A 17,680-nucleotide genomic window follows, 5' to 3' on the forward strand; every position below is an offset into this window, starting at 1 on the left:
GCCTGAAATGTATCTGGAGTCGGCGCTTATCGACAGCAAGCCGAATTGACATGACAGGCGGCTCTGCGGACGATTGAGGTAGTTGTGGCGATTCGCCGCGCTCGTCAGTCCCGCGAAGGATCGGTTTTATGCCGTTACGGAATCTCTCGGTCGTTTTTCTGGCAATGCTCATTTCGGTCGCCTGTTATCGCACTGCCAGCCGCAATCGCTTCGTAGGCACATTGGCCGAGGCGATGAACCTGGTCGTCGAAAACTACGTAGACGAAGTCGACGATCGCAAGCTGTTCGAAGGAGCCATGGAAGGGATGATCGACGAGCTCGATCCCTATTCCAAATACACCACGCCGGACGAACTGCCGAAGTTTCAAGAATCGATCGGCCAGGAGTTTCCCGGCATTGGCATTGTGGTGGAACTGGACGAAAAAGAAAAACGCCTAAAGGTCCGCAGTCCCATCCCCAAGTTGCCGGCATTTATGGCGGGACTCAAGGCGGGTGACATCATCCTGAAGATTGACGGTCAGGATACGGCCGACAAATCACTCGAAGACTGCACCAAGATGATTCGCGGCGAGGAAGGTACCCTCGTCAAACTGGAGATCAAGCGCGCCAGCGAAGAAAAGCCGCTGACCTTCGAAGTGCAGCGGGCGAAGATTCCGATCGAGTCAGTGAAGGGTGACCGTCACGACGCAGCCGGCGAATGGATTTTCAATCTGCCTGGGCACGAGCGGCTCGGTTATGTGCGCATCGTCAGCTTCGGAGAGCGTACGGTCGACGAACTGAAAACTGCGCTCGAAACATTTGGTCCCGGCGCAAAAAAAATCGATGGGCTGATTATCGACCTGCGCGGCAATGCCGGGGGCCTGTTAACCGCCGCAGTCGGCGTGTGCGATGCCTTTTTGGACACGGGGCTCATCGTCAGTACACGCGGCCGCAATAAGGTAGAACTCGAAGCCCACAATGCTCGGTCGGACCTGGCGATTCCCAAAAACTTGCCTGTAATAGTGCTTGTTGACGGTTTTTCGGCCAGTGCCAGTGAGATCGTCGCCGCTTGCTTGCAGGATCATGACCGAGCCATGGTGGCCGGGCAGCGTTCGTGGGGCAAAGGGACCGTGCAAAAGGTTTATATGCTAGAAGGAAATAAGAGTGCCCTGCGGCTGACATTTGCCACCTACTGGCGACCGAGCGGCAAGGACATTCATAAGCGACGTGATGCCAAAGACACTGATGATTGGGGCGTGCGGCCCGATGAAGGACTCGAAGTACTGATCAGCAAAGAACTGCAAGAGAAGCTCTACCAGCAGCGGGCTGAACGAGACGTTTCGGCCGTCGAAGGAATGGAACCAGCGGATTCAAAGCCAGGTAAGAGCGAGCCGCCGAAGGCAGAAACGAAGAAGCCCGATTCAGAAGACTCGACTCCCGTGCCACCGATTCCGGAACCAGAGCCCGAAGGAGACACCACCGGCAAAGCGCCCGTGGAAGATCCACAACTTCAGCGCGCAATCGAGTTCTTCGCGAAGCTCAAAGCCAAAGGGGCGGCCTGAAGTGCTGCGGTCAGTGGCCGCAGATCGTTACTAGCAGAACTACTTCCACGCGACCGGCTGAGCAGCTGACCAGAGGTCTTCCAGGCGGTAGTATTCGCGAGTCTTTTCGTCGAATAGATGGACGACAACGGTGCCGAAGTCGATCAGCAGCCAGGGGCTGTCCTGATAACCTTCTTGCCCGAAGCGACCACAGGCCATTTCCTTTTGCAGCACGTCATCGATGGCGTCAGCCATTGCCCGCAACTGACGTTGGCTGGAACCCGTGGCGACCACGAAGTAATCGAAAATCGGTGCCTGGTCGCGCATGTCAAGGATGACGACATTCTTGCCGGCATTATCTTCAGCTGCCCGCGCAGCGGCGGTCGCGAGTGAAAAACTGCGGGTTGGACTTGGACGCGATTCGACCTGGCTCACAGTGCTGGCCACGGCAACTCCTGGAAACTGAGAAATCGACAGCTATCTAACTCCTAATTCTACTCTGGTTAGAGCAAAAAACCATGACCTGGGTTCAGGCTAGCCGACTGCTTCTCAAATTAGCGGAATTCAATGCGGATTTTGGGCAGGAGCACCTTCACTAGGAGCGCTGCACGCGGTTGCCGCTGACACGCCGGACGAGGCGGCGCATTTCGAGCACGCTGAGAGTGGAAAGAACGCGGGGAACGGGGAGCCCACTCTGGACAATCACCTCGTCGATCAGGCAGACTTCATCCCCAATCGCTTGCAACACGGCTTGCTCCTGCGGGTTCAATTGCAGTTCGATGGGGTGACGAATTTGCAGCCCATCTTCGCGCACACTTGGCTGCGGCAACGGACCGAGTTCTTCGAGCACATCATCGACATCTTGCACAAGCTTGGCACCATCCCGAATCAGTTGATGGCAACCGCGGGCCATGCGATTGTCGACGCGCCCGGGCACGGCGAACACTTCTCGACCTTGTTCGCTGGCATGTTTCGAGGTAATCAGGGCGCCTGAACGCTCCGCCGCTTCCACCACAATGGTCCCCAGGCTCAAGCCGGAGATCAATCGATTCCGCTGCGGGAAGGCTCCACTCAGGGGCGGAGTGCGCGGCGGGGCTTCGCTGAGCAGCGCTCCATGCGCGGCGACGTCCTTGGCCAGATCTCGATGCTCGGGTGGATAGACATTCGCAATACCACTACCGAGAACCGCGATGGTACGCCCCCCGGCCGCTATGGCACCGCGATGAGCGGCAGCATCAATGCCCCTCGCTAGACCGCTGACGATAGTGTAACCCGCTCGCGCGAGACCACCGGCCAAACGCTCCGCCTGCTGCGTGCCGTAAGCCGTGGCGTGACGAGTTCCCACGATGGCAATCGCCATTTCGTCGATCGCTTGCAACTCACCCAGCATAAACAAGACACCTGGCGGATCAGGAATCTCGCTCAGGCGGGCAGGATATTTTTCATCGCCATCAAGCAACACTTGGATTTGCTGCGCAGCGCAGTAGGCGAGCTCTTCGTCGGCATCGACATCGCGAGCAGAATCCTGAATTGCCTGGCCAAGCTTCTGGCCGATGCCGCGCACCTCGCGTAGTTCCGTCAGCGAGGCGCGGAGAACTGCTTCGGCCGTGCCAAAGCGTTCGAGCAATGCCTGCCGAGTAATGGGGCCGACGCCACTAATCAGCGCCAGGCGCAGGGCAGCCAGACGTGCGGGCTGTGGTGAAAGATGGTTCACAGGCAGGCTTCCGCGACTCACACCTCGATTAACAAAACCGCGACTCGGCTATCCACGACCGAGCCCGTTTCGCCGTCTATGATGCCGCCTGTGAGACTCTGGAGCAAGAAATAAAAAACGGTCGACCTAGATTCTCGCGCGACCTGCCTTCGCTTGAGTTCCAAATCGACCGCCACACGAATCATCACACGCGCATTGAAAAAAACAACCCCGCCGATCAGGCGGGGCGATCATGAATCGACTTGACAGTGTGTGCTTTGCGGACGAGTCAGGAAAGCGATTTAAGCCTTCTCTTCCGATTTGAAGAAATCCACCAGAAGTGCGAGGCGAACTAGCTCGGCCAGGGAGCCTGCCCCCATCTTTTTCATAATGTTCGAGCGGCGCAGTTCAACTGTTCGCAGGCCAATATCTAGGTCCGACGCGATACGCTTATTAGGCAACCCCTCAAGCATCTTGCGCATGACCGCAATCTCATCTTCGCTGAGGGTGGTCAGTTTATTTTCAACATCCGACTTCTGCTTGCGCAACGCGGCTTGAGCCTGTTCCAGGTTGAGTGCCTGTTGAATGGCCTCAATCAAATCGGCTTCGTTGCACGGCTTTTCCAGGAATGTAACCGCTCCAGCTTGCATTGCACGCACGGCGGTGGGCACATCGGCATAGGCCGTGATGATGATGACCGGCAGGTTACTTTTCGCCTCCGCCAATTTTTCCAGCAACTGCAGTCCCGACATGCCCGGCATGCGCACGTCTGAAACGACGCAACCGGTGTCGGACGGCTTCAGTGCGGTAAGAAACGATTCCGCCGACGAATAGGCCTTGGCGGTGAGTCCCCGCATCTGAACCAGGGCGAGCAAAGACTCGCGCACGGCAGAGTCGTCATCAATAATGTGAATTGTGCTTGTGTCTGCCATCGGAGTAAGGCCCAAAGCGTGCGAAACAGCTTGCGGTTAACCGTAAGGTTAGTTCAGTTATCGGACGAGATGCAAGAGAATGGGGAACTTCCTGCCGTGAATTTTCAAGGGTTTTTTGGCGCAATTGAGCCACGGCATTAGCTTTGGAGTACTTCGAGCACAACTTCGGGGGAGACGCCGCTCACGAGTTCGACATGTCCCATTCTGGTCGGCAGGACGAACCGCAATTTACCGTGTTCCACCTTTTTGTCGTGCTGCATAGCCGCTAGCAGTTGCTGCGGATCGAGCCCCGCAACCGTGGTGGGCAACTCGAGCGCCTGTAATAAATTGAGTTGCCGCATGGTGAGCGATTGTTCAATTCGGTTTAAATTCTCAGCTAGCTGAGAAGCCTGAACCATGCCGATGGCGACCGCTTCGCCATGCAGAAATCGACCGTAACCACTGACGGTCTCTATTGCGTGGCAAAAGGTATGGCCGTAATTCAGTACCGCGCGCAACCCGCTTTCTTCTCGCTCATCCTGCTCGACAACCTGAGCCTTCAGTTCGCAGCAGCGGGCCACGACCCGCTCCAGCACCACTTCATCGCGGGCGAGCAATTGGGGAACCACGCTTTCGAGATATTCGAAAAATGTTGCGTCGAGAATCATGCCGTACTTTACGACCTCGGCGAGACCAGACACATACTCGCGCCGCGGCAGCGACTGCAGCACCGCCAGGTCGATCACCACACCCGTGGGTTGCCAAAACGAGCCAACCATGTTCTTTGCTGCGGGCAGGTTGATGCCAACTTTGCCGCCGACACTACTATCGACCTGAGCAAGCAGAGTTGTAGGAACCTGAAAAAAGGCGAGCCCGCGACCGAAGGTGGCGGCCACAAAGCCCGCCAAGTCGCCGACGACTCCTCCACCCACGGCAATCACCACGCTCTTGCGATCGGTGCGGCATTCCAGCAGCGAATTCCAAAGCATTTCTGCCTGAGCAGTGCACTTGGTCGCTTCACCGGCCGGAACTGCGAGCAGATTGCAGCGGTAGCCGTTCTTGGACAGCGCGGCCGCAAGAGGTTCGCCGTAGGGCGCACGCACATTGGCGTCGCAGATCAAGACGGCATGGCGTCCCGGATGGCGCGCTTGAAAGAAGCTCGCGCTCTGGGCCAGTTGTCCGCTTGCCACTTCAATATCGTAGGCCCGCGGACCGAGATTCACGCGAACCAACTTCATTTTCGCACGCGCTGCAGGTCAGCGGCCGAAGCAGTGATCTGGCGGCAGAAGCCGGTATGGACGCGCACATACTCCAAAGCCGCACAGGCCTGCGGTTCCGCATGCAACTTCGCTTCCAATGTCGGCTTTTCGGCAGGCGAAACCGCGACATCTGCAGGCCAAACCGTATGCGTTTCGACAACGAGTGCTTCGCGGTATGGATCGAACGTATCGGCCACGGGGGCGAACTCCTACAGCAAACAAACCAACAGCACGATAACTAAGCCCGTCAATATAAAGTGTGCCTGTTTTCGCACAAGACGCGGAACACCTGGGTTGTGGGCCAGTTTGATGATCCGGCCTGGTCATGTGACGGCTTGCAATCGAATCGGGCCAGCATCCCGAGCAACGGCTACTGCCCAGAGAAACAGAGGCACCACAACTCAGCACTTCGCCGCGAAATCTCGGCCGCGAAATCTCGCGTTCTAATTTCAGCCTAAATGTTCAACATCGCCCCTCTTAATTGGACACCCAATCGCAGCTAAACCCGCGAATGGCGCACATCGCTGTTCAATTAACGACCCCTTAATTGAACACCCCCCCTTTTGCGGTTTGCGTGCCAAACTGCTACACGACGATCGCTGATTGCCGCAGTCGGTCAAATCAGTCCACGACCAACGCCCGCGGCATCCGGGCGATTAGCACAATGCCAGCGACAGAGAGCGGCGAAACGAGTTCGTAAGCGGCGAGTTTTCGCCCATGATCTTGAAGGTCGAGACCATTAGCTCTCGGCCCCGATCGCGCGAAGGTCCCGGTCCCGCTTCGACCACCGTCAAGCACTCGTTCAACCCTTCCTCATACTGCCCACCCGCCAGCAATGCTTCAGCCAATTGCAAACGCATAGGCAGATCGTTCGGTGCCTCCTTCACCTTCTGCTGCAGTGCCGACAAATCGCCGCCGGAAAGTCGGCTGCGGCGCAAATGGAGTTCCGCGAGCAGTTTTTCACCTTCGGGTTCGAGGTAGCCGCGCTCTTGCAACTTGGCGAGCGTCTGTTCAGCTTCAGTCAGTTTTTCTTGGGCCAGTTGCGTGCGGGCGACACCAATTGCCGCAGCAATCAAGTCCTCTTCTTTATCAAGTGCCTTTTGAAAGAGCGATTCGGCAATCGCCGGGTCCGTTCCCTCACAAGCTTCGGCCTGTTGCACGAGGAGGTCGGTCTCGGTGGGGAGGAGCGACTCCATCCATTGGCGCAATTGCGGTTCGGTGAGCAGTCCGACAAACGAATCGACGACCTGGCCGTTGCGCACGGCATAAACAGCCGGGATGCTCTCAACGCGAAAAGCCTGCGCTTGCTCCGGAGTCTGATCGACATCTGCTTTGACAAGCGCGATCTGCCCCGCGAATTCGGCTGTCATCTTTTCGAGCATCGGCCCGAGTTTGCGGCAAGGTCCGCACCAGGCAGCCCAGAAGTCGAGGACCACGGGCACGCCTTTGGAGCGCTCGATCACGTCCACTTCGAAGGTGGCGGCCGACGTTTCTGTGACCCAAGGAGAATTGCTCATGGTGAATTACCGCGAGAGAGGAATGATGGCCATATTCTACCGCGTTAGTCTACATCTGTTCGACTACGCCGATGCCGAGCAGGCTCAAGCCAAGGGAAATGGTGCGCGCCGTGAGATCGCACAGCAGCAAACGACTATTCTTTAGTTCCGTTGTTTCGGCCTTCAGCACCGGGCAGTTCTCGAAGAAGGTCGAGTAGCTCTTGGCCAGGTCAAACAGGTAAGTCGTGAGATAGTGCGGACGGAATTCGGCTTCAACAGTCGCCAGCGCTTCAGCCAAGCGGAGGAGTTGAATGCCCAGGGCGCGCTCTGCTGGATGCGAGAGGACGATCTTGCCACCAGCGGCGAGAACTGCGGCCGGCGTCGTTTCTGCCTTGCGAAAAATGCTGCGGACGCGGGCGTAGGAATACTGCATGTACGTCGCTGTATTGCCATTCATCGCCAGCATCTTCTCGTAGCTGAACGTGTAATCGCTTTCGCGGTTTTGCGAGAGATCTGCATACTTGAGCGCGCCAATGCCGACGGTTTCGGCAATGTTCTGCCGTTGTTCGGCCGAGAACTGCGGCCCAGTTGGGTTGGCGTCGTCGATCGACTTCACCACTTCGTTGGCCTTGGAAACCGCTTCGTCCAGCAGTCCTTCGAGCCCTACGGTGTCGCCGCTGCGGGTCTTGTAGGGACGGCCATCTTCGCCGAGGACGGTGCCGAACTTGACGTGGGCCAGTTGAATGTTTTCGCAGCCCCAGAGCTTGGCCGCAGCGAACAGCTTTTCGAAGTGGTCGCTTTGACGATGGTCGACGACATACAGAATCGCGTCAGGCTGCCACGTTTCGCGGCGATATTGAATCGTGGCGAGGTCCGTCGTGGAATAAAGAAACGCGCCGTCCTTCTTGCGAATGATCATCGGGGCTTCGAAACCCGGTAGAAAGACGCACATGGCTCCCTGACTATCCTTCGCCAGGCCGCGCGCGACAAAGTCTTCGACTACCGGCGCGAGGCGGTCATGATAGAAGCTTTCGCCCAGTTCGTGATCGAAAGTGACATTCAGCCGCTTGTAGACGCGCTGAATCTCGTCGCGGCAATGCGGCAGGAAGTCGTGCCAGAGCTTGAGGTTCTCGGCATCGCCGGCATGCAGCTTGGCGGTTTCGGCCAACACGCGTTGATCGATATCGCTATGGGCAGCTGCTGTTTTGGCTAGTTGGGGATCGCCCTCGACGGCCGCGATCTTCGTTTGCAGCGAGTCGATTTCTTCTTGCAGCGACTTGGCCTGGTTTTGGGCCTGAGCCAGCTGTTGAGCAGCTTTCTTTGCCGCCGCTTTGTCGGCCGCGGCGGGCTGCGATTGAAGCGTTTTAATCTCCGCTTGTCGCTGCGTCAGCTTTTGCTGAACGGTCGGTAGCGCGGCCAGACTCTCGCGATATTCCACCAGTTTGCTGACGAGGCGATACAGCCGGCTGAGTTCAGGGACGGGGCGAGCAGTAAACGCAGCGGCATCCGCAAAGTGCTTCCAGCCGTAGATAATCATCCCGAACTGGGTGCCCCAGTCGCCGAGGTGATTATCGCTGATGGTCTTGTGCCCGAGGAACTGGAGCGTGCGATAGAGGGCGTCGCCGATGACGGTCGAACGAATGTGGCCGACGTGCATCGGCTTGGCAACGTTCGGCGAGGAGTAGTCAATGACGAAGGTCCGCGGCTTTGTCGTTTTCTCAATGCCCAAGCGGTCGTCGGTGGTGGCTGCCTGGAGTTGAGCAGCCAGCCAGTCGTCGCGCAACTTCAGGTTAATGAAGCCGGGGCCGGCCACATCGAAAGGCAGACAGAGGTCGTCCAACTGCGTTTCGCCGGCGATCTCGGTGGCCACATCGCGGGGTGATTTGCCGAGCGTCTTTCCCAGAGACATCGCAAAGTTGGCCTGATAGTCGCCGAACTTCGCGTCTTGCGCAACGCGAATCATTTCCAGCAGGGATGCAGGATCGGTAACGCGAGATTTCAAGGCAGGAGCAAAGCGACTTTTCAGGAGGGCAAGAATGTTCATCGGCCGAAGGTTGAGTACGAGGAACGCGGTCAACGAGAGAGAGAAGTGAAAAACGGAAGGTTCAAGTGTGACGTCCCCGGGCCTGACGGGCAATGTCCGGTGCGAAAAGGGAAATTTGCGAGGGGTCGGGAACTCACAAAGCCAAGAAACGATGCCGGGGTGTGCAGCCTGCAGTGTCATGCACACCCCGTACATCAGTTGTCAGGCAAACAATGGGCAGGTTCGCTAGCAGGAAGCCTGAATTGCTTGGTTGTGAGCGAGGCCTTAGGCTCCGGTCTTGTCGTCAATCATGGGCGCGACCTTGGTCTGGGTCTTCTCGGCCGTTTCCGACTCGTCGGCATCGGCGGAAACTGCCTTCTCGGCCGCAGCTTTTTCTGCGTCCTTCTTCAGCACGGTGGCGTAATCGGCTTCGTCTTCGGCCGTGGCCGCGCCGTACACGCTGACCCAATAGGTTTGGCCGTTAGCAGAGCGGGCGTAACCAAAACCGGCATCGGTGGTGCCGCTCACAATGGCCGAGTAGTGGCCGCCACTGTTTTGCCAGCCAACAAAGGCCTGGTCGATGGTGGCATAGTTCCAGCCGATGTTCTCGCGAACGCCGCCCCGGAAGCCGAACCGGCGTGCACGTCCCACGTAGCCGCCGTTGGTGTCGTGGCTGAAGCTGCCCGTCGACGCCATGTACTCGGCGTGATTCTGGGCCGCCCGGCAGAGAGCCGGATTCAGGCGATGGCCGCGGAGGCCAACTCGGCCCCGAATACCGTTGCTGCGCTGCAGCATGGTGACCATCGTCGGATGTTGATGCAAGACAACGGGCTGCTTGGCCTGTTTCTTCGCTTCCGCCAGATTTGCTTCTTTGGTTCCTGCTGCGGTCGTTGGTGTGCTGGTTGTCGCAGAGACCGTCTTTGCCTTCGTTTGGCTTTGGGTGTCCTTACCACTCGCCCCGACGCCTTCTTGCGTCGCCTTGGCGTTGTCGGTTTTGTTTTGCGGGGCAGCTTGCTGTGCAGCTGCAACACCCGTGGTGACCAAAACCAATGCCCATGCCAATCGCTTCATTCCAAACCTCCGTGAGAAACAGTAACAATTGCGTAGAACGCATAAGTTGCGATCTATGCACAGGTCACACGACTTGTGCGGGCCCATTAAGCGTGACGAGTCAAGCGCTCGCAACTGGGGGTAGGCTATAATTCAGGGCGACGACCCCACCAAAGAAGTATTTTTTGGTCAAACTTTTACATTCAAGTGACAAAAATAGGCGAAATGGACAGTTTGGTTAAAGTGCTGGAGCGTGTATGATTGCCCGATTTTAATTTGCTCCGCGGCACTTTTGTGCCAACTCGTCAGGACTCCATCGCTATTTGCCCCGCGACTCCGCAAGGGATTCGTGAATATTTTCACAGCTGTGGCAGTCGACAGCCAGGCATCCACGCCAGGCTGCGGCGCAAGAATCTCGGTAACCGTTCAAACTCGTGCGCTGGCATACTGCTGGCCCCCAAGAATCCTCCGCCGCAGCGCTACCAAAAATCTGACCAAATTCTCGGCTGTTGACGCTGGTATTTGTGGCTACAATGGGGGGGCGCGATATTCAGGAGTCTCCCGTGGGTTTGAGTGTCGATCAATTTGCGAAAGCCGTGATCTCTGCCGGCTTATGCTCCACGGACGAAATCAAAACCTATTGGAACTCGCTGCCAGCCGATCAGCGCCCCAAAGATGCCGCGGCCTTCGCCCGGGCGCTAATCGACCGCGAAAAACTGACGCAGTTTCAAGCGACGGAACTCCTCTCAGGTAGCACTACTCCGCTGGTCTTGGGCGACTATGTGCTGCTGGCCAAGATCGGCGCCGGTGGCATGGGGCAAGTCTTCAAGGCCCGCCATCGACACATGAAGCGGCAGGCAGCCATCAAGCTCCTGCCGCCGGCTCTCACCAAGGACGAAGCGGCCGTTAAGCGTTTTCAGCGCGAGGTCGAAGCTGCGGCCAAGTTATCGCACCCGAACATTGTGCAGACTTACGACGCGGGCGTGCAGCGCGGCGTTTGGTATCTGGTGATGGAGCATGTCGAGGGGCGCGACCTGGCCGGTGTCGTCGCCAGCGACGGGCCGCTCCCCATTCCCCAGGCCATCGACTGCATCCGCCAGGCAGCCCAGGGGCTGGCTTTCGCTCACGATAATGGCGTCGTCCATCGAGACATCAAACCGGCGAACTTGCTGCTCGATAAAAAGGGGACGGTGAAAATCCTCGATATGGGACTGGCCCGCCTCGACGACGCCAATCAGGACGGGCTGACCGAATCGGGCCAGGTAATGGGGACCGTCGATTACATGGCACCCGAACAAGCGTTCGACGTTCACACCGTCGATGCCCGTGCCGATATTTACAGCCTCGGCTGCACGCTCTATCGGCTCCTCACTGCCCGCAACATGTACGACGCCGAATCGCTCGTGCAAAAACTGATGGCGCACCAAAACAAGCCGATCCCCCCGCTCGCCGTGCACCGTCCCGACGTCCCCAAGTCACTCGCCGCCATCTACGAGCGGATGGTCGCCAAAAAGCCCGAAGACCGTTATCAAACGATGGCTGAAGTCGAAGCAGCGTTAGCAACTTTGAACAAACCGGTTTCGGCAACAAGCAACATTAGTCCCGAACCAGATAGCAAACTCGGTTCCTTCTTGCAGTCCTTCAGCGGCAAGAAAACCGACTCATCCGCGGCAACCGCTGCGCAAGCCACTCTACCCAAAACCCAGCCGCTCGCGACGGCGGGCGTCTCGCCAACAATTTCCATTCATAGCGCGCAGGTTACCACCGATCCCATCTCCGATCGCTCCATCCAAGTTGCCCGACAACTCCCGCCGCAACGGCCGCGTGGTCCTTGGTGGCGAAACCGGGTTGCCCTAATCGCTGCTGGCTTGGGTGGGCTGTTATTCCTCGCCCTCGGCGTGTGGGTAATTCTCAAAGACAACGACGGGAATAAAATTACCAAGGTAAGAGTGCCAGAGGGAAGGGCTCCCGCGACTCAAACGGTGCGTGAAGACAGCAAGCCGCAACCACCTCTCGCCAAAGCGCCGTTCACCGCACCTCAGGCAAAGCAGCATCAACTAGCCTGGGCTAAGCATCTCGGCACGCAGGTCGAAACAAACAACAGCGTCGGCGCGAAGATGGTGCTAATCCCGCCGGGCGAGTTTCTGATGGGTAGTACTGACGAACAAGTTGCCGCTGCCCAGAAGATGGCAGAAGCGATTAAGGCGGGTGAAGGAACTTTTGATCGAATCTTGAAGTCGGAACGCCCGCAACACCGGAGGATTGTTACTAAGCCGTTCCGAATGGGAGCCACCGAGGTCACAGTCAAGCAGTTTCGCCAATTTGTCGCTGCAACCAAGTACGTCACCGAAGCGGAGAAGTACGGCTTTGGTAGTTCAAGTTCGTTTGTGTTGGATGGAAGTATTCCCGATATCGATCGCGGTCGGAGTTGGCGAGAACTGGATTACCCAGTTGCCGATAACTTACCGGCGATACAGATCAGTTGGAATGATGGAGTGGCATACTGTCAATGGCTCTCGCAACAGGAGAGTGCTACAGTGCGTCTTCCTACGGAAGCCGAATGGGAATTTGCATGCCGCGCTGGCTCAACTACGCAATTTTCATTTGGGGACGACTTGCGATTGTTGGATAAGTTCGGTTGGTACAACGAAAATTGCAAAGGTGTGAATCCGGTAGCGATGAAGCCACCAAACGCGTTTGGCCTACATGACATGCACGGCAATTTGCGTGAGTGGTGCCAGGACGTTTTTGACGATAACTCCTATTCTCGAAACGCATTGGGTGATTTTCCAGAATCGGCAAATGGGTCGGCGCGGGTCATTCGCGGTGGCGATTGGAACTACGATGCTGCTCGCACCCGCAGTGCCTTTCGTTCGCGTTACCCACCCTCCGCTCGCTACGGGAGCAATGGTTTTCGGGTGGTACAAGAACTGAACTTGAGCCAAACGACTCAGCGGTGAGATCACGAGGCTTTAACCATAGGTTCAGGCGCTCGGGGAACTGGTAATGCAATAGATTAAATCGAATTCCCACCAGGGGTGCTGTGCACTTGCCCTGGTCTACGAAGCTCAGAGTAGTGGCACCCGACGGCAATAAACTTACCCCCGCTCTTCCCGGCGAATGTGGCGCGGGGGAGTGACACGGCTGGCGAGGCCGAGGGCGGCGAGGGCTTGGATGGTGTAGTAGGTGAGGTCAAATTCCCACCAGCGGTGCTGGACACTTGCGCTAGCAGGGTCTTGGTGGTGGTTGTTGTGCCAGCCTTCTCCGGCGCTGACGAGCGCGACGAGCCAGTTGTTCCGGCTGTTTTCGCTGGTGGCGTAATTGCGATAGCCAAACGTGTGAGTCAGCGAGTTGACACTCCACGTGATGTGCCAGACGGCGACCGTTCGCACAATCACGCCCCACACGACCAGGCTTGCGCCCAACTGCAGTCCGGCGGGCCAATCGCCCGAGTACCAGCGACCGGCAACGAGCCCGGCCAGAAAATAAACGGCCGCGTGAGCGAAGTAAACAATGCCCACCCAATAGGGCCGCTTCTCCAGAAAGAAATAGAACGGGTCGCTCAACAAGTCGCGAGCATATTTTTGATAGACGGCAATGTCGTGGACAGCTGGACTCTTGCGAAACAGCCAGCCGATGTGAGACCAGACGAAATCGTCGAGCGGCGAATGGGGATCCCCTTCTTCGTCCGAGTGGTTGTGATGCAACCGATGCGTGGCCACCCAGCGCGTCGGCGTATCTTGCATGCAACAAAGGGCAAACGTGGCGAGCGTATATTCGAGCCACTTAGGCACCGCAAAACTGCGATGCGTCAGTAACCGGTGATAGCAAAGGTTGATGCCCAGATTGCCGTAGACGTGAATGCCCACGAGCAGTGCGACAACACCCGCCCACGAGAACAGCCAAGGAGCGACCGCCAGGATCGCCAACAAATGCAGCGTGAAAATTGGGACTAGGTAAGCCCAGAGAATCGCGCCGCGACTACGTGAAATACGAGTTGACGAGGAACTGAACGCGCCATCGAGCGCTAAATTCTTGGGAAAAGACATCCTGCTAACCTGATCCATTCATTCCGCTGCCGGCAAACATTGCCCAAACATCCTTGACTAACATTTCCGTGCCTGGCAGGTGGGCGTTAGTCGTTAAAAGCCCGTAGGCCTGTCGGGATTATTCCCATTCGAGACGATTGTTCAACCCATCAAATGCCGCGAATTCGCAGAATCCGCGTTCGCCTCGGTGTACGCCTGGAAGTGTGGGACTCACGACGTCCGCGATCAGCAATTCGCGAACCCACTTCAACAGCCGGGTTAACTGCCTGCGCAACAAACGCAAACTACTTTCCCACCGCTTCTTGGACGCGGGGATGGAAATTGGCGCGCGAGGCATTTAGACTCATGGCCACCTGGGACGATCGTCCCGTTCTCATCCTTGTTTCAACGTCTTCTCGCTTCGAGGTCTTTTCATGAGTAAGGCTTCCGCCTCTCCCGCTACCGCAGCGCCCGCAAAGAAGACCGTGAAACCGCCAGCGAAGACCAACCCCGTTCGGCTGGGTGCGCTTCTCGCAATCCTCGTATTTGCCATTTTGATGTTGGCACATCATTACTTGCTGGCAGCACCAGCCACGCAGAAGGCTTACGACGATATCGGTGCCTTGTTCAAATCGCAAAATGCCAAGGGTGTGCAGAACGCCGCAGAGGGTGGCAAGATCGATGCCAAATTATTGGCCCCCAAAGATGTGCAGGCATTGTTGAACCGCCAGCCTTGGTACGTCGACACTCATCCCGATTACACGGTGGAATGCTACTGGTGGTACGGCTTGCCAGATCGCAATTACGTCACAGTACTGTATTACGGCAACGGCGATCGATTGCGCTTCAACACACACTATCAGAACCAAAAGCCTGATCCCGAAGACCTTCCTAATGCACCACTTTCGAACGAACCTCCAGCCCTTCCCGATTCTGATCCACCCCCGACCGTTGAAGTTGGTCACCAGAAGGTCGAAAAACCAGCCACTAAAGTAAAGCCCGCCGATGTCATCAAGCCGGCTGAAGAAAAGGCTGCAGAGTCTACCAAGCCAGCTGAACCGGTTAAGCCCGCTGAAGCGAAGCCAGAAGAGAAACCAGCGGAGGTGAAGCCTGCGGATGACAAGCCTGCTGAAACGAAGCCGGTCGACAAAGAGTAATCGTTCGTGCGAGCCCCGCAATGAGCAATCAGCGACTGCCCGACGACAATTGCGCCAGTCGGCGACGTTGGCTGCAATCGACATCAGGTTGGCTTGGTAGTGCAGCGCTGGCCAGTTTGTGCGCGAGCCAAGCAACGCGGGCTGACGAACCAGCCTCGCGTCCGCTGGCGGCGAATATGCTGCCGCACTTTGCCCCGCGAGCAAAGCGGGTCATCTACCTTTTCCAATCGGGCGGGCCGTCGCAGCTCGACTTGTTCGACCCCAAGCCCAAGCTACGTGAGCTGGCTGGCAAAGATTTGCCCGACTCGATTCGCCAGGGGCAACGTTTGACGGCCATGACCAGCCGGCAGGCAAGTTTTCCCATCGCGGCCAGCAAGTATCGATTCGCTCAGCACGGCCAGAGTGGCGCTTGGCTTAGCGAACAGTTGCCGCACACAGCACAGCAGGCCGATCAAATCTGTTTTGTAAAAGCCGTGCACACCGAGGCCATCAATCACGACCCGGCAATTACGTTTTTGCAAACGGGCGCACAACTCGCCGGCAGGCCAAGTATTGGCAGTTGGCTTTCGTACGGACTGGGAAGCGAGAACCAGGATCTGCCTGGGTTCGTGGTGCTGGTTTCGCAAGGATCCGGCAACGTAACCGACCAGCCTTTGTATGATCGCTTGTGGGCCAGCGGCTTCTTGCCGTCCAAACACCAAGGTGTGAAGTTTCGCGCTGGGGGCGATCCTGTTTTGTTCCTGTCGAATCCCGCTGGCGTGACGCGCGCGATTCGCCGCCAGGAACTCGACGACCTGCAGCAGTTGAACCGCCTGCAAGAACAACAGCAGGGCGATCCGGAAATCGCCGCGCGCATTGCCCAGTACGAATTGGCTTTTCGGATGCAAACAGCGGTGCCCGAACTCGTCGATATTTCGGCCGAGACCAAGCAAGTCCGAGAGCAGTATGGTCCCGAAGTCGAGCGACCCGGAAGTTATGCCTATCATTGCCTCCTGGCGCGACGACTGGTCGAGCGCGGCGTTCGGTTTGTACAGTTGTTCCACCGCGGTTGGGATCAGCACGTCACCTTGCCCAAGCAACTCGAGGCGCAATGTCGCGACACCGATCAGCCCACGGCAGCTCTGCTTGCCGACCTCAAGCAACGTGGCCTGCTCGAAGACACGCTCGTGGTGTGGGGCGGTGAATTTGGGCGTACTGTCTATTGCCAGGGGCCGCTCTCGGCAGATGATTACGGACGCGACCACCACCCTCGCTGTTTCACGGTTTGGTTGGCAGGCGGCGGCGTAAAGCCCGGTGTTTCGTTCGGTCAAACCGACGATTTTTCCTATAACGTCGTAGACGGTGGTGTGCACGTGCACGACTTGCACGCCACGCTGCTCCATTTGCTTGGCGTCGATCACACGCGGCTGACGTTCAAGTTCCAAGGCCGGAACTTCCGCCTGACCGACGTCCATGGTCGAGTTATCCGCGAGTTGCTGGCTTAACAACCTATTTTCTCCAGCCCACGTCGCCCCCTGGCCGCGGCTGGCCGCAGTGATTATTGTGAACCTTCATCAGGCGGTAAAGTTTGCGCAGTTTACGCCGCTCGTTGTTCTTCAGGGGGAATTCCGATGTCTACAGTTCGCCTGTCGCTGGCTGGAAGCCGGCTATTTGTCGTTGTCAGCCTGGTTTTGCTCGCGCTCACCTCGACTGCCGAAGCTAAGCTCCTGCGCCGCGCTTCGCAACCAGCTGCCGAGCCGAAACCGGCCGCAGAGGCTCCTGCTGTAGCAGTCGCTCCAGCCACGTGTGCACCGAAGTGCTGCCCGCCCAATATCTGCTACCGCCATCACAAGGGCTGTGTCTGCTTTGATCCCTGCAAGACTGTAGAACTAATCTTGCACGTGAAGGATCCTTGCACTTGCTGCCTGGTTGAAGTTCCGGTTTGCATGCCAGTGTGCTGCACGGGCGACCCGACCGTTTGCTGCTATACGGGCTTTTTACGCCGGCCTGTTGTCGAGTACAGTTGGGCCTGTGGCTTCCAACTGAAAGTTGTGTTTGATCGCCGTGGTGATATCACGGTGCATTACTACGGCCTGTAATCTTCAGGCAAAGGGCTGATCGTGGGGCGGCGAAAGAAAATGCTCGTTCGCCGCAAGCTGCTTTCCCCGCGCGCGCTATTGGCCGAAGAATCCAAAGCTTCGATCGCGGTCACAGTCAGTTGGATGCTCACCCTGCTCGCCACGAGTGGAGCCCTGGTTGCGGCTGGCATCTGTCTCGTGCTCGTTCGCACCCTGCAACTAACGCCTCAGACCTCTCAGGTACTGAGCATTATGCCGGGGTTGATGACCCTCATCTCAGCAGTCACTGGCATCCTTTGCCTGGCGCTCACGATCATGGTCTATCGGGTGCGGAGTGATCCACCACCGATCTCTATCACCTTTATCGCGGTCGTCCTCGGCATCTTCCCACTCGCGACGCTGCTGATAATGACACTACGCGGTTAGCGATCGTGCTCTAGCGGCATTTACTTCGGTCTCGAAATAGCCCCTGCGCAAAATTGCACA

The 17,680-nt window shown here is 57.5% G+C and carries 15 protein-coding genes; 6 read left to right on the forward strand and 9 right to left on the reverse strand.

What is annotated here, in order from left to right:
* Nucleotides 1-128: 128 nt before the first annotated feature.
* Nucleotides 129-1,541 (forward strand): S41 family peptidase, encoded by a 1,413-nt coding sequence (locus ETAA8_RS23025; RefSeq protein WP_145093920.1) that lies wholly within the window; start codon nt 129-131, stop codon nt 1,539-1,541.
* A 39-nt stretch (nt 1,542-1,580) separates the two neighbouring features.
* Here the strand turns inward: ETAA8_RS23025 and rsfS are convergent, their stop codons facing one another.
* From rsfS to ETAA8_RS23065, 8 genes are all read right to left on the reverse strand, one after another.
* The gene (rsfS, locus tag ETAA8_RS23030; RefSeq protein WP_238397540.1) at nt 1,581-1,967 is read right to left on the reverse strand and encodes a ribosome silencing factor; all 387 of its coding nucleotides are present in this window, start codon (nt 1,965-1,967) and stop codon (nt 1,581-1,583) included.
* 148 nt (nt 1,968-2,115) lie between these two features.
* Complete coding sequence (dprA, locus tag ETAA8_RS23035; protein ID WP_238397541.1) at nt 2,116-3,234, reverse strand: DNA-processing protein DprA; 1,119 nt, start codon at nt 3,232-3,234, stop codon at nt 2,116-2,118.
* A 281-nt stretch (nt 3,235-3,515) separates the two neighbouring features.
* Nucleotides 3,516-4,145 carry a response regulator transcription factor gene (locus tag ETAA8_RS23040; RefSeq protein ID WP_145093923.1) on the reverse strand — a complete coding sequence of 210 codons (630 nt, stop codon included), beginning with the start codon at nt 4,143-4,145 and terminating at the stop codon, nt 3,516-3,518.
* A 137-nt stretch (nt 4,146-4,282) separates the two neighbouring features.
* Nucleotides 4,283-5,362 (reverse strand): 3-dehydroquinate synthase, encoded by a 1,080-nt coding sequence (gene aroB / locus ETAA8_RS23045; RefSeq protein WP_145093927.1) that lies wholly within the window; start codon nt 5,360-5,362, stop codon nt 4,283-4,285.
* A complete protein-coding gene (locus ETAA8_RS23050; RefSeq protein WP_145093930.1) occupies nt 5,359-5,580 on the reverse strand; it encodes a hypothetical protein in 222 nt (73 codons plus the stop codon). The genes aroB and ETAA8_RS23050 overlap by 4 nt, the downstream gene beginning before the upstream one ends.
* A gap of 459 nt (nt 5,581-6,039) precedes the next feature.
* The gene (locus tag ETAA8_RS23055) at nt 6,040-6,900 is read right to left on the reverse strand and encodes a tetratricopeptide repeat protein (protein WP_145093933.1); all 861 of its coding nucleotides are present in this window, start codon (nt 6,898-6,900) and stop codon (nt 6,040-6,042) included.
* Between the two features lie 49 nt (nt 6,901-6,949).
* Nucleotides 6,950-8,923 (reverse strand): arginine--tRNA ligase, encoded by a 1,974-nt coding sequence (argS, locus tag ETAA8_RS23060; RefSeq protein ID WP_145093936.1) that lies wholly within the window; start codon nt 8,921-8,923, stop codon nt 6,950-6,952.
* Nucleotides 8,924-9,187: 264 nt separating this feature from the next.
* The gene (locus ETAA8_RS23065) at nt 9,188-9,973 is read right to left on the reverse strand and encodes a CAP domain-containing protein (RefSeq protein WP_202921211.1); all 786 of its coding nucleotides are present in this window, start codon (nt 9,971-9,973) and stop codon (nt 9,188-9,190) included.
* Nucleotides 9,974-10,515: 542 nt separating this feature from the next.
* Here ETAA8_RS23065 and ETAA8_RS23070 point away from each other — a divergent pair.
* A complete protein-coding gene (locus ETAA8_RS23070) occupies nt 10,516-12,912 on the forward strand; it encodes a bifunctional serine/threonine-protein kinase/formylglycine-generating enzyme family protein (RefSeq protein ID WP_202921212.1) in 2,397 nt (798 codons plus the stop codon).
* Nucleotides 12,913-13,050: 138 nt separating this feature from the next.
* On the opposite strand, the gene ETAA8_RS23075 is transcribed toward ETAA8_RS23070, so the two are convergent.
* The gene (locus ETAA8_RS23075) at nt 13,051-14,001 is read right to left on the reverse strand and encodes an acyl-CoA desaturase (RefSeq protein ID WP_202921213.1); all 951 of its coding nucleotides are present in this window, start codon (nt 13,999-14,001) and stop codon (nt 13,051-13,053) included.
* Nucleotides 14,002-14,414: 413 nt separating this feature from the next.
* Here ETAA8_RS23075 and ETAA8_RS23080 point away from each other — a divergent pair, with 413 nt between their 5' ends.
* The 4 genes from ETAA8_RS23080 (at nt 14,415) to ETAA8_RS23095 (ending at nt 17,620) form a co-directional block, all read left to right on the forward strand.
* Nucleotides 14,415-15,137 carry a hypothetical protein gene (locus ETAA8_RS23080; protein ID WP_145093948.1) on the forward strand — a complete coding sequence of 241 codons (723 nt, stop codon included), beginning with the start codon at nt 14,415-14,417 and terminating at the stop codon, nt 15,135-15,137.
* Nucleotides 15,138-15,157: 20 nt separating this feature from the next.
* On the forward strand, nt 15,158-16,621 hold the full coding sequence (locus tag ETAA8_RS23085) for a DUF1501 domain-containing protein (RefSeq protein WP_145093951.1): 1,464 nt from the start codon (nt 15,158-15,160) through the stop codon (nt 16,619-16,621).
* A gap of 126 nt (nt 16,622-16,747) precedes the next feature.
* Complete coding sequence (locus ETAA8_RS23090; RefSeq protein ID WP_145093954.1) at nt 16,748-17,215, forward strand: hypothetical protein; 468 nt, start codon at nt 16,748-16,750, stop codon at nt 17,213-17,215.
* A 39-nt stretch (nt 17,216-17,254) separates the two neighbouring features.
* Nucleotides 17,255-17,620 (forward strand): hypothetical protein, encoded by a 366-nt coding sequence (locus ETAA8_RS23095; RefSeq protein WP_145093957.1) that lies wholly within the window; start codon nt 17,255-17,257, stop codon nt 17,618-17,620.
* Nucleotides 17,621-17,680: the final 60 nt, after the last annotated feature.

The organism is Anatilimnocola aggregata, assembly GCF_007747655.1.
Classification (GTDB): domain Bacteria; phylum Planctomycetota; class Planctomycetia; order Pirellulales; family Pirellulaceae; genus Anatilimnocola; species Anatilimnocola aggregata.